Annotated in this window: 11 protein-coding genes; 7 read left to right on the top strand and 4 right to left on the bottom strand. The window is 52.8% G+C overall.

Annotated elements, in window-relative coordinates; translation table 11 throughout:
* Positions 1–9: 9 nt before the first annotated feature.
* The 3 genes from C3F36_RS05360 (at position 10) to C3F36_RS05350 (ending at position 5,065) form a co-directional block, all read left to right on the top strand.
* Positions 10–2,118, top strand: coding sequence for an ATP-binding cassette domain-containing protein (locus tag C3F36_RS05360; RefSeq protein WP_199769672.1), 2,109 nt, complete (start codon positions 10–12; stop codon positions 2,116–2,118).
* Positions 2,108–3,322, top strand: coding sequence for an HlyD family efflux transporter periplasmic adaptor subunit (locus C3F36_RS05355; protein ID WP_104454641.1), 1,215 nt, complete (start codon positions 2,108–2,110; stop codon positions 3,320–3,322). The genes C3F36_RS05360 and C3F36_RS05355 overlap by 11 nt, the downstream gene beginning before the upstream one ends.
* Positions 3,323–3,730: 408 nt before the next feature.
* Positions 3,731–5,065: a tyrosine-type recombinase/integrase gene (locus C3F36_RS05350; RefSeq protein WP_104454640.1), complete on the top strand. Its 1,335-nt coding sequence runs from the start codon at positions 3,731–3,733 to the stop codon at positions 5,063–5,065.
* A gap of 9 nt (positions 5,066–5,074) precedes the next feature.
* Here C3F36_RS05350 and C3F36_RS23235 read toward each other — a convergent pair whose 3' ends face one another.
* On the bottom strand, positions 5,075–6,037 hold the full coding sequence (locus C3F36_RS23235; RefSeq protein WP_158656083.1) for a hypothetical protein: 963 nt from the start codon (positions 6,035–6,037) through the stop codon (positions 5,075–5,077).
* 474 nt (positions 6,038–6,511) lie between these two features.
* Here C3F36_RS23235 and C3F36_RS05345 point away from each other — a divergent pair, with 474 nt between their 5' ends.
* The 3 genes from C3F36_RS05345 (at position 6,512) to C3F36_RS05335 (ending at position 8,937) form a co-directional block, all read left to right on the top strand.
* A complete protein-coding gene (locus C3F36_RS05345) occupies positions 6,512–6,688 on the top strand; it encodes a helix-turn-helix transcriptional regulator (RefSeq protein ID WP_013724060.1) in 177 nt (58 codons plus the stop codon).
* A gap of 428 nt (positions 6,689–7,116) precedes the next feature.
* The gene (locus C3F36_RS05340; protein ID WP_104454639.1) at positions 7,117–7,785 is read left to right on the top strand and encodes an inovirus Gp2 family protein; all 669 of its coding nucleotides are present in this window, start codon (positions 7,117–7,119) and stop codon (positions 7,783–7,785) included.
* A gap of 123 nt (positions 7,786–7,908) precedes the next feature.
* Positions 7,909–8,937 (top strand): Fic family protein, encoded by a 1,029-nt coding sequence (locus C3F36_RS05335; RefSeq protein ID WP_104454638.1) that lies wholly within the window; start codon positions 7,909–7,911, stop codon positions 8,935–8,937.
* Positions 8,938–8,968: 31 nt separating this feature from the next.
* Here C3F36_RS05335 and umuC read toward each other — a convergent pair whose 3' ends face one another.
* Both umuC and umuD read right to left on the bottom strand, forming a co-directional pair.
* Positions 8,969–10,228 (bottom strand): translesion error-prone DNA polymerase V subunit UmuC, encoded by a 1,260-nt coding sequence (umuC, locus tag C3F36_RS05330; RefSeq protein WP_104454637.1) that lies wholly within the window; start codon positions 10,226–10,228, stop codon positions 8,969–8,971.
* Positions 10,209–10,652 (bottom strand): translesion error-prone DNA polymerase V autoproteolytic subunit, encoded by a 444-nt coding sequence (gene umuD, locus C3F36_RS05325; protein ID WP_025327594.1) that lies wholly within the window; start codon positions 10,650–10,652, stop codon positions 10,209–10,211. Before umuD ends, umuC begins: the two co-directional genes overlap by 20 nt.
* A gap of 115 nt (positions 10,653–10,767) precedes the next feature.
* Between umuD and C3F36_RS05320 the strand changes: the two genes are divergently transcribed.
* Positions 10,768–10,956, top strand: a complete 189-nt coding sequence (locus tag C3F36_RS05320) for a DUF3283 family protein (RefSeq protein ID WP_050664990.1) — start codon at positions 10,768–10,770, stop codon at positions 10,954–10,956.
* A 44-nt stretch (positions 10,957–11,000) separates the two neighbouring features.
* Here C3F36_RS05320 and C3F36_RS05315 read toward each other — a convergent pair whose 3' ends face one another.
* Positions 11,001–11,918 (bottom strand): WYL domain-containing protein, encoded by a 918-nt coding sequence (locus C3F36_RS05315; RefSeq protein WP_104454636.1) that lies wholly within the window; start codon positions 11,916–11,918, stop codon positions 11,001–11,003.
* Between the last annotated feature and the right edge of the window lie 73 nt (positions 11,919–11,991).

Here is an 11,991-nt window from a genome sequence, read left to right as displayed (position 1 = left end):
GTGACACACTTGTTGGCAACGTTACAGATCCCGTTCGACCACGATGCACTGGCACAGGCGTGGGAGCAGGCGGCGCCAGCCACTGCCACCCTCGGGCCCGCACAGTGGTTGAGGCAGGTACTGATCCAGGCCGGATTGAAGAACCTTGCACCCGTGCAACTCGCCTGGCGTCGTCTTGATCAGCGCCGCTTGCCGGCACTGGTCTGTGCCCAGGGGGAGTGGGCGCTGGCGGAGCGGGATGCCACGGGCCGCCTGACCCTGCTCGATGGGGCAGGGATGCGCCGTGAGGCCGATGAGAGCGAGCTGCAGGATGCCCTGGTGGTCTGGCTGCGGGCTCCGGTGAGCAGACGTGCCGATGCCGACAGTGTCTTCTCCGGCAACCTGGCGTCTCGCCTGGTGTGGCGAGAACTCTTTCGAGAGCGGGGCTGGCTGTGGAAAGTCATCGTGGCCACCGTGCTGGTGAACCTGCTGGCCGTCGGCACGTCCATTTTCGCCATGCAGGTCTATGACCGTGTGGTGCCGACCCTGGCCTATTCGACCCTGACCACCCTGGTAACCGGCATGGGATTGATCATCCTGCTGGACTGGATGCTGAAGATCACCCGGGCCAGGATCCTGGACAGCCTCTCTTGTGCCGTCGACAAGCGGGTTTCGCAGCAGGTCTTCGAGCATGTGCTGCATCTGCGTCTGGATCAGCAGCCGCGCAGCCTGGGAACTCTGGCGGCCCAGGTTGGCGGGCTGGATGCCGTGCGTCAGTTCTTCAGTGCCGGCGTGGTGTTTGCACTGGTGGATCTGCCCTTTGCCGCCCTGTTTCTGGCATTTATCGCCATCATCGGCGGCGCGGTGGGCTGGGTGTACACCCTGCTGCTGCCAGTGGCATTGCTGCTGGGATATGTCAGCCAGTGGCGCCTTCGCGCCTTGCTGTCACAGCAGATGCTGCGCAGCAACGAGCGCCAGGGGTTGCTGGTCGACACGATCCGGGGCGCAGAGACGATTCGCGCCAACAATGCCGGCTGGCGTTTTGCACAGGAGTGGCAAGACGTGACGGCGACCATCGATGGCTACAACATCCAGCAGAAGGCGGTCAGCAGTTTCTCCAGCGTCAGCACCAGCAGCCTGTCAACCCTGGCCTATGTGGCCGCGGTGGTTGTCGGGGTATGGCAGATCGAGGCTGGCCTCCTGACGATGGGGGGGATGATCGCGTGCAGCATCCTGGGGGGGCGGGTGATCGCCCCCATCGCCCAGAGCGTCCAGTATCTTGCGCAGTGGCAGCAAGTCAGACAGGCGTTGCAGATGGTGCACCAGGTCTTGTCCCTGTCGCGGGATCGGCGCCCGGAGCAGCAACTGCTGCTGCCGGACGAACTCCCCAGGGAGGTGGCCCTGGAGCGCGTGCGTTTCGCTTATCCCGAATCGCCCATCTGCCAGCTCGACATCGAGCGCCTGCAGTTCAAATCCGGTGAGCGGGTATTGCTGGTCGGGCCGATCGGGTGTGGCAAGTCGACGCTGCTCAAGATGCTGGCCGGTCTGTATTGCCCCAGCGAAGGCCGCATCCGTCTGGGAGACGCCGATCTGTGGGAGATCGATCCCCAACTGGTGGCAAGCCAGGTGGGGTATCTGCCGCAAGCCGTACAGCTGTTCAAGGGCACCCTGCGCAGCAATCTGGCCCTGACCGGCGTGACCAGCGACTCTCGCCTGCTGCAGATCACCCGCGAGCTCGGTATCGACGGCATTGCGGCATCCAGCCCTCAGGGGATGGATCTCGTGATCAGCGAGGGAGGAGAGGGGCTCTCTGGCGGCCAGAGGCAGCTGGTTGCGCTTGCTCGCGTCCTGATCAACCAGCCCAGGGTATGGCTGCTGGACGAACCGACGGCGGCCCTTGACGGCGAATCCGAACAGCGTGTCTGGACGGCCTTGCAAAGGGCGATACAGCCCGAGGATATCGTGATCGTGGCGACCCACAGGCCCATGGCGGCCGCCCGGCTGGCGACGAGGGTCATCGCCATGCAACAGGGGCGGGTGGTCAAAGATGGCACGCCGGATCGGGTGCTGACACAGATGCTCGCCCGACCGGCGGCATCTTTGCACCCTGGCAAAGGAGGAATGCTTGATGTGGTCTGATCGTTTCCTGCAAGACGATGATGCGCGTACCCAGGCTCGGATCCGCAAGTTGCAGAACTCTCACCGGAGCCGTCAGGGCTGGTTGTGGATGACGGCGCTCCTGATGGCGATCTTTGTTGCCTGGGCCTCATGGTTTCGGGTGGACGAAGTCGCCCGTGCCACGGGCGAGGTCATTGCCAGCAGCCGGGTGCAGATCATCCAGTCGGTGGATGGCGGCGTGCTGGAGCAGTTGCTGGTCAAGGAGGGGGACAGGGTGGCCCCCGGTCAGTTGCTCGCCCGTCTGGAGCAGACCAGAGTGGGGGCGTCGGTCGGAGAAGTGGAGGCCCGCCTGTTTGCGCTGGAGGCGAGGGCCACCCGGCTGCGGGCGGAAGTCATCGGTGAACCGCGACTCACCTTCTCACCTGACCTGCTGGCACGCTCTCCCGAGACGGCCCGTGTCGAGGAGGCGCTGTTCAAGCAGCGCCAGACCGGCCTCAGGGAAGAGCTGAGAACCATGCGAGTGGCGGTGTCACTGGCCCAGAAGGAGCTGCGTCTGGTGGAGCAGCTCTATGCTGATGGCGATGCCAGCGGCTCCGAGCTGCTGCGGGTGCAGCGTGGGCTCAACGAGGCCGAGGCCCGGCTGGTGAACCGGCGCAACCAGTTCCTTGAGGAGGCCAGACTGGAGCTGGCCAAGGCGGAGGATGACATGGCGCAGGGCGCGCAGACCCTGACCCTGCGCAAGCAGGAGCAGCAGGACAGCATGTTTACCGCCATGGTGCCTGGCATCGTCAAGAACATCCGGGTCACCACGGTGGGCGGTGTGCTCAGGGCCGGGGAGGAGCTGATGCAGATCATCCCGGTCGACGACGACCTGATGATTGAGGCCAAGGTGAGCACCGCAGACATTGCCCGTGTGGTGCCGGGTCTGGAAGCGACGATCCGCTTCGACACCTTTGACTACACCATCTTTGGCGGCGTGAAGGGGGAGGTGGCTTATGTCAGTGCTGACAGCCTCAAGGAAGAGACCAGTCGCGGCATGGACATCTATTATCGCGTGCGGATCAAGCCTGCCAGCTACCCCGTGACCTCCACGACGGGCAGGGAGATCGACGTGTTGCCGGGGATGACGGCCCAGGTGGATATCCGCACCGGTGATCGTACCGTTATGGACTACCTGCTCAAGCCCCTGCGCAAGACCCTGAGCGAGTCATTCGGAGAGCGCTAGATGGACTTGATGGGGACCTGACCTCGTCCCCGAGCTGATGCCTGCCTGATCTGGCGGGCATGGCGCACTGGCCGTGGCGACGGTTGTCGCCCCCCAGGTCCGCCATGTGGCGCCCGGGATGAGGGGGAAATGGCGCAGAAACGCACAAGGGGCTGGCATCATGACGATGCCAGCCCCTTGCTGTGTATGGCGTTCCCGACTGGAGTCGAACCAGTGGCCTGTCCCTTAGGAGCCAAGGTAGGTAGTGTTTCAGAAGGTTTTATAAAGTTGATTAATTGATGGTAATTGATTGTTTTTAATATCAATTTTCCTTGTTGTGGGTTTCAGCTAGTTTCATGAAGTCTCACCCTATATCATGTTTGTTGTGGTACCCCAAGTGGTACCCCAAACAGGGGGGGAGAGAATGCTATGGCAAGAAAACCGGTAACTCAGGATCGAGAGATCCCCTCATTGATTTTGCAAGGGGAGGCTTCGATTACCCGCTATGCGGTGAAATCTCCCCATGGCGGTGGATTAGCTATTGAGGTTAGGGCTGGGAAGAGCAAGCGGTTTGTCTATCGTTATCGGATTGCTGGCACTCAGGCGACAGTTGTTCTGGGTAATTACCCAGCGTTGTCGTTGGCGCGAGCCAGGCTTGAGCATGCAGAGCTGGCTGCCCTGGTAAAGAAAGGGATAGACCCACGTAAGCATGTTGCTAGTGAAAAGGCTAAAAATGAAACCGCCCTGACGATGGATGAGTTACTTGGGCGATGGCTCGAAGCGCAGCATGTTGCCCAGGCCGTTAAACCAAAGACTCTCCAGTGCCATCAGGAGCGTTGGAATCGTCACCTTAAGAAGAGCTTGGGTAATATTCGTCTAATCGATCTGACTCGTGCCCACTTGGCGCAAGCGTTAGAGATAACTCGGCGTGCAACAAAAGACGAAACCCGTAAGGGGTTGGGAACGCTGAACCAGATGTTGGATTATGCGGTGGTTCACTGCCTTATCGAGGCCAACCCTGCGAGACTGTTGCGGCCCAAGGATTTTGGTGCCAGTGCTGGTTCGCCAAGAGAGAGATGGCTGACAGTCCCCGAATTGCGCAGGCTATGGAAGGCGATGGATGAGGATCTTGGCAGTGGTGGTAGCTTAGCTGCTGGAGGGCGTGGTGTTTCTCGCCATGCCACTATTTCTCTACCAGCAGCGAATGCGATCAAGCTATTAATACTGACTGGATGTCGTAGAGGTGAAGTCGCCAATATGCGTTTTTCACATATTAGAGACGATATGTGGACGATCCCTGATACCAAGAATGGGAGGCCACATTCGGTATTCTTATCTCGACAGGCGAAAGCGTTGATTGATGAACAGGCACTATATGTAAACGGTGACTTTGTTTTTGAATCAGACAGACCTAAAAGTGATGTTATTGAGCCAATTTTAGTTGACTCGATAACCAGAGCTTTAAGGCGTTTCATTTCTCGTTCACTATCTGATATGGAGCCATTTACCGTACATGACTTACGACGTAGTGCTGCAACAAATTGGGCTGAGAGATTAGATGCAGAAGAGAGAGTGATCGAATTATGTTTGAATCATCTCCCACTCAATAAGTTGGTTAGAACCTATCATCGTTCGCGACATGATGATAAGAAAAAAATGCTATGGCAACGCTGGGGCGAATTGGTTGAACTTGAGGTAGCAAATGAGCCGCAAAAAAATAATAATCATGGAAATGTTATTGAATTCATCAAAAAAGTAAAATAAAAAGGCGGACTAGTGTCCGCCTTTTTTTATTTTGTCGTATTCTTCTCGAATCAGTCTTGTGACTACTTCATTTTTTCTTCTATCTGTGTTTTCACAAATAAAGTCTAGCTTTTTTATAATGTCCTCAGATAGAACAATACTGACAGCCTTCTTGCCATTGTTTTTATCACGATATGCTTTTTGTGACCAAGCTGATTTCATGTTTTTTAAAAGAAGTTGTCTACTATCTGGAATTTCATTAAGAAGATCAAATGTAGTTACAATACCATCCTGTAGATTATTGAACTGTCCATTATCATAAAACCATACTGGATTACTGTTAGCATAAATGTAATTCCAAGCCCATGCTTGATTTTCTTTATTGATCCATTTGTCGACATCCTTTTTCTCGCTATAAGTTATCCACTTTCTTTCTAGCTCATTGATTATTTTTCCTTTTAAAATTGGAGATGCATCCAACATATCAAAAAATGATATTACACAATCTTTCTTTTCTTTATTGTTGTTAGGTAATAACTTGAGGCAAAACAATTCGTATAAATATAAGGATGTCTTAAGCGTAAAGTTATCACGTGGATCTGATGTTGTATTTAAAATATCGTCTTTATTAATTTTTGATGCACCTATAAAAGAGTTAGTAATGGATGACATTTTAAAGAGTCTAATATATGACCATATATAGTTGCATAACCTTGAGTTATTTATATTAATCCATGAGAAGTAATTAAGATTTATACACTCCAATCTTGAAAGTGATATTAAATCAGTAAAATCACTAGAGCATGAAAAAGGATCGCTGTTAAATGATGCTCTAGACGAGACAACCTGAGTATTGCGTTTATATATCTCAGTCAGAGATAAGTTAGATAGATTTGTACCTACAGTGACATTTAGCAGTCTATGAATAAAATTCATTTGTCTGGCCGTAATGTCAGAAGTTTTTTGTTGTAGAACATTGTTTTCATTTTTCATTTAGATTATCGCCATTACTTAGTAAATTCTGGATTAAAAAGTGATTTTGTTTTGAGTTATTTTCGTTGATTCTTGCATGTTTTTCAATCTGTTTGTGTAGGTTTTCACTTTCGCCACCCTCTTGATCAAGTCGAGAGGCTTAGCTTTTTTTAGACTAAAGAAAGATGGTCCTCCTGGCATGCGATAAGAACAACTATCTTGTAGTTGGTATTTTATTTACGTTGGTTTTTTTGGATTTTGCTGAGGTGGCGGAGATGAATTTGGAGATCGAAATTGTCAATGTTCAAGCTCTTAAGGGTCAAAGTTGTAATATGCCTTATTAACTTGACGGCTAGCAATTTGACGTCGAATCATCGTTAATAGACCTTATTAAAGAAAATCTATGGAATTGTTATTTTTTGAATGATAGCAATCAGAACAAGCTTCATATTTTTACGTGGACTCCTACTACTATGAACGACAAAGGAGCTCATCATGAAACTACTTAAGTTGAAAGATGTCATGGCAATGACATCACTCTCTAAGGCATCTGTTTACCGTCAGATGAATGACGGGAAATTTCCCGCATCAGTTAAGATCGGCCCAAGATCTGTTGCTTGGGTTAGCTCTGAAATAGAGTCATGGATTGAAGAGAAAATAAATCTTCGCTAGGGCTAATTTCTGAATAATAATTTGAACAAATTAGCTTGTTGCTCATGCTACAAGTCTTGTTCTATCTGGGATAAGAGTTTTCAAGCTGGTTTGATATTCAATGCATTTGTGTAGGTAATAGTAATATATGTTTTAAGTTGAATGAATGTGTATATTTAAACTCAATGACATCTTCATTGGTGGTATATTGAAAGCTTATGAATCTGCCTGCTTGAACCATGCTAAGCAATAGCCATCGTTTATCATGGTAGTTTAATTGCTCTATTCCGTATTCAAAGAAAGTGTTAATCGCATCTATACACAAACTATCCTGGTGATTACACCAGTTAATAGACCGTGTCTGAAACATACTACGGCACTATCCGCAAAATACATCCATCACGATTTAAACCTTCAATGTCTATCAAAAATCTATTGGGAGAGTTCAAATGTCTATTTCTATAGAAGAGTATGTCCTGCTTGCTCAGCAGTTCTACGAAGGTCGGAACTATAGCTTTAATGTGGATAATTTAGAGAAAATCCTCTCTGTATCGGAGAGCGCTCTTAAGCATTACCCCAGAGTGTTTTCCTTTCGAGTTGATCTCCGTTTTCAACAAGACCCTGCTTTTGGAATGTATTTAGCATTAAAACCTGAGGCGGGCTCAAGGATAATTAAAGAGTTCTTCTCTAGGCTTAAACGGCTCATTGAGTGCGATGAGTCAGAACGACGTTATGAAGGCAAAAGGGTTCATTCGACTGATATTAGATACGTTTGGGCTAAGGAGCAAACAGCCGGTGCTCCCTGTCCTCACTATCACATGATGTTTTTTTTAAATAGGGATGCTTACTACAAATTAGGTAATTATGAATCTGAAAGAATGAACCTTGCTAATAAAGTAAGAGTAGCGTGGCACAGCGCTGTGAGTGATGAAAATATCTCTCTGCAAGATTGTAAAAAAATGGGATTGGTGCATTTTCCCAATAATGCTGAGTATCTCATTGAGCGGAATGATACCGAGTCACTCAAGAAGATGCTTGTGCGGACAGCCTATCTGGCTAAAAACGAGACAAAGAGACGCGGAGAAGGATACCGCTGTTTCGGGGGGAGTAACATTTGAAGGCTTATTGGTGTTGATAAAAAGACTTTTACTGCAGTTTTAGATGGCATCAGATCCGGGAGTTTCTGCTCCCGGATCTGTTAAGCTAACCCTCATTTGTTATCGCATCAGTTGGAGTAACCCATGGCAGCTTATTCCCCTCCCTTCACCCTGACCCACGCCATGTTGAGTCGGGTGGCGGAGATCGCCGAGTTGGTGGGGCAGTGGCGGTTTGCTCAGAGTTCTCAGGTGCCGATGCTGCGTCGAGAGAATCGGATCCGCACCATCCAAGCCTCCTTGGCTATAGAGCACAATACCCTGAGTGTCGAGCAGGTGACGGCAGTGATTGAGGGGAAGACGGTGCTTGGGCTTCCGCGGGAAATCCAAGAGGTCCGTAATGCGTTTGCGGCCTATGAAGCAATGCCTGATTGGGATCCGGCTTCAGCGGAAGACTTACTTGGTGCTCATGGACTCCTGATGCGTGGACTCTGTGATGATGCGGGTCACTGGCGTAGCGGTGGCGTAGGTATCTATCGAGGCGAGCAGTTAGTGCATATGGCTCCCCCTGCGAACCAGGTCCCTCGTCTAATGGGACAGCTATTGACTTGGCTGGCTGAGACCGAGGCTCATCCGCTGATCGCTTCCTGTGCCTTGCATTATGAGTTGGAGTTTATTCATCCCTTTGCGGATGGAAATGGTCGGATGGGACGTTTATGGCAGACGGTGATATTGAGTCGCTGGCAGCCAGTAATGGCCTTCTTACCAGTGGAGACGGTGATCAAAGCTCGGCAAGATCACTACTATCAGCAGCTAAGTCAGGCTGATAGTCGCAGTGATTGTACCGAGTTTATCCTCTTTTTACTGGAAGCGCTGCGCGATGCGCTGGCCCAGGCGATTGCGATTCAACCAGCAGCAGTATCACCTCATCAGGAGAAAATGCGGGTAGAAATGAAGGTTGAAACGCAGGTAGAAAAGCGGGTCAAAACACCCCAGGCCATCTTGGCGGAACTGGCGGCTGAGCCGACCATAACGCTCAAGCAAGTTGCAGAGCGGATTGGCAAGTCGACCAGTACAGTGGAGAGAGCTGTTGCCGTGCTGGTCAAAGATGGACGATTACGCTTTGTTGGACCGCGTAAGAGTGGACGTTGGGAGGTACTGGATCCTGACGTGTAATCATCTAGCCTCGCAGCTAACCGACTCAGGGCTACCTCGCCACCGGCAGGTCCTTCCAGCGGGTGGTGTAACAGGGGCTCAGGTGCTCTTGTCGCATCATCCACTCAGGCGACCCCGTGCCTTGGCTGGCAAAGCCTACGCGCCCCAATCCCTTGGCTTTGATCTGGTCCATCACTGCCATCAGCGCATCTGATTGAGCGGAGGACGGGGCAAAGAGATCTGCCTGTTGTTGCCCCTTGGGGGTGAACTCACTCAGCATGACGCCCCCCTTCTGATAACGGTAACCGTCGCGCCAAATCTGCGGTAACAGCACGTTCACTTGCTGCAGCAGCAACCGGGTATCATCGCTAGGGCAGACCAGCCGGACGCCAGCCTGCTCACTGTAGTAAGGCGCTCGTTCGTCAAAAGGGCTGGTTCGCACGAACAGGTGCACCCGCTGGCAACACATCCCCTCGGCCCGCAGTTTCTCGGCTGCGCGAGCCATAAAGCCTGACAACGCCTGGGCCATTTCTCCACGGTCAGTCACGCGCTCACCAAAGGAACGGCTCGAGAGGATCTGCAGCTTCGCCGCCGGTTCAACGGTCAGCTCTGCACAAGGCAGGCCACGCAGTTCCTGTACGATCCGCTCGACCACCACGCCGTATTGGGCGCGTAGCCCTTTGGCGTCGCTAGCCACCAGGTCAGCCACGGTGTTGATGCCTTGTGCCACCAACTTGGTTCCCAAGCGCCGTCCTATGCCCCACACCTCGTCCACCGGGGTGATAGCCATCAGCCGGGCACGGCGCAGCTCGTCACGCAAGTCCACGACGCCGCCAGTGGCAGGCCACTTCTTGGCTGCATAGTTGGCCAGCTTGGCGAGGGTCTTGGTGGGGCCGATCCCGACCCCTACCGTGAGGCCGGTCCACTGCCACACTCGCTGCCGGATCTGTTGTCCATAGGCGGTCAGGTCCCCGGCAAACGACTCCGACAGTGACAGGAATGCTTCATCGATGGAGTAGACCTCCAGCTCGGGGGCCATGGTCTCCAACGTGCTCATCACCCTGCCAGACATGTCTCCATAGAGTGCGTAGTTGGAGCTGAATGCCACCCCGCCATGCGCCTCGAACTGCTCGCGGATCTTGAAGTAGGGCCCGGCCATCTTGATACCCATCGCCTTGGCCTCGGGGCTGCGTGACACCACGCATCCATCGTTGTTGGAGAGCACCACGATCGGGCGGCCACGCAGCTCAGGGCGAAACAACCGCTCACAGCTGGCGTAGAAGTTGTTTACATCAACGAGCGCTATAGCCATCACGCTGCCTCAGATTGCCAATCACATGGGTGACCACTCCGAACAGTTCCAGGGAGAGGCTCATACAAGGGTCGATAGGCGCGAACGCCGGATTGGCTGGCAGCAGCCGCAGCCTTGGCTTGAGCTGTAAGGTCTTGACCGTGAAGCCGCCGTCAAGCAGTGCAATCACAACATCACCATGGCGTGGGGTCAGGCTCTTATCGACCACCAACAAATCACCGGGAAAGATGCCGACCCCGGTCATGCTCTCCCCCTCAGCACGCAGATAGAAGGTTGCTGCAGGGTGGGCCACGCAGTGGGTGTTGAGGTCCAACTTCCCTTCCAGATAGTCGCTGGCTGGGCTGGGAAAGCCGCAAGAGGCGCGGTGCAAGAACAGCGGGATGGTCACCTCGGCGGGTGATGGGTCTGGGGTTAACAGCTTCATGGCAAAATACCTGTGTTTATATACAGGCATTATAGCGCACCACCTTTGAACCAGCGCAAGTCCCGCATGCCAGTGATGGCGTACCATGGCGCCAACAAATAACAAAGAGGTCAGTATGAGTCACAATCTGTGTGCTCTACCGAAAGAGCAGCAAGAACGGGTCGAGGTCGAGAAGGCTGCCGCATATGCCGTATGGAAAGAGCGCAACGGTCACTTGGCCAGCGCAGAAAGCGAAGCAAGCCAGCATAAGGGTGAACTGGGCAGCTACTTTCTTGAGCAAGTAAGTAGGTACAAACGGGGCTAGCCTTCCTGTAGTCATGTTTTTATTCTGGGAACACCCTAAGTCCCTTAACTCTCACGCAAATCCGGGCTTCGGAGCTTGAAGATGCAGCCCTTGGCTACCAACTCGTCCCGGTTTGCCAGCACCAGCGGGTAGAGCAGCGGATGCTGTTCGTGATCGCCGTTATAGCTCACTTGCATGCGCTCCAGCGCGTAATGCATCAAAGGGATGCGCTGGTTGAGCAGCAGCTTGCCATCTGGCATGGCATAGTCACTGGCAATGATGGCCTGTTGTCCTGCGCTGAGGGTTGGATTGGGGATGACCACCGCAGTGACTTGGGTGTTCCACTCAAGATCCTGATCCCGGCCGTGAGGGGAGGTATCCAGTAGCTCAGGTTCCCCACGAAACCGGCTCATCACAAAATCCAGATACACGCCTTTCTTCTCGCAGTAAGCGCGCACGTGCCAGCGGATCCCGTCATAGACCAGGGTATGGGGCACGATATTGCGGCCGCTCTGCTCCTCTGAGCTGAGGGATACGTAATCGACATCGACCCGCAACTGACCGCGAGCCGCTTGCACCAGACCCCGCACAATCTTGGGGTCGATATGGCGGTTGGGTACATCCAAGATCTCGATATGGCCGTAGCGCAAATCCATCAGCGGCAGGGTCAACAGCCCCGCTTCATGTTGGCGTTGGTGCTGTTTTTCACGATGTAACAGCATCAGGTACTCATCTACTTTTCCTTCACTAAATCGCGGCACAAATTGCTCGGTGGGCTTGTATCCCTTCAGACTTCGGTCATAGATCAACCCTTCTGGTGAGTAGTAGGTCAGGTAGTGATTGATATCCCGTGATGCTTGCTGGCGGCCGATATTGAAGGCTGTCATTAGGTGATTGGTGGTCAGCCGTCCTTCCCATTGCAACACGATCTCTAGCAGGCGAAAGCGCAGGGTCTGATCCCAAGTGAGCTCTCTGGGGGTCATATGTGCTCCAAAATGCGACATGTGTATGTAACCAGTATCGGCATGAGTATACAGGCGACATATACTGAGTTAA

This window comes from Aeromonas sp. ASNIH2 (genome assembly GCF_002934795.1).
In the GTDB taxonomy this organism is placed as follows: Bacteria; Pseudomonadota; Gammaproteobacteria; order Enterobacterales; family Aeromonadaceae; genus Aeromonas; species Aeromonas caviae.
Note: the sequence above shows the minus strand (reverse complement) of the source record. Positions and strands in the feature narration are given on the sequence as shown.

Coding starts and splice junctions, on each gene's coding strand:
- C3F36_RS05350 (WP_104454640.1), top strand. CDS start 3,731: ATGGCAAGAAAACCGGTAACTCAGGATCGAGAGATCCCCTCATTGATT.
- C3F36_RS05315 (WP_104454636.1), bottom strand. CDS start 11,918: ATGACCCCCAGAGAGCTCACTTGGGATCAGACCCTGCGCTTTCGCCTG.
- C3F36_RS05345 (WP_013724060.1), top strand. CDS start 6,512: ATGAAACTACTTAAGTTGAAAGATGTCATGGCAATGACATCACTCTCT.
- C3F36_RS05355 (WP_104454641.1), top strand. CDS start 2,108: ATGTGGTCTGATCGTTTCCTGCAAGACGATGATGCGCGTACCCAGGCT.
- umuD (WP_025327594.1), bottom strand. CDS start 10,652: ATGAAGCTGTTAACCCCAGACCCATCACCCGCCGAGGTGACCATCCCG.
- C3F36_RS05340 (WP_104454639.1), top strand. CDS start 7,117: ATGTCTATTTCTATAGAAGAGTATGTCCTGCTTGCTCAGCAGTTCTAC.
- C3F36_RS05335 (WP_104454638.1), top strand. CDS start 7,909: ATGGCAGCTTATTCCCCTCCCTTCACCCTGACCCACGCCATGTTGAGT.
- umuC (WP_104454637.1), bottom strand. CDS start 10,228: ATGGCTATAGCGCTCGTTGATGTAAACAACTTCTACGCCAGCTGTGAG.
- C3F36_RS23235 (WP_158656083.1), bottom strand. CDS start 6,037: ATGAAAAATGAAAACAATGTTCTACAACAAAAAACTTCTGACATTACG.
- C3F36_RS05320 (WP_050664990.1), top strand. CDS start 10,768: ATGAGTCACAATCTGTGTGCTCTACCGAAAGAGCAGCAAGAACGGGTC.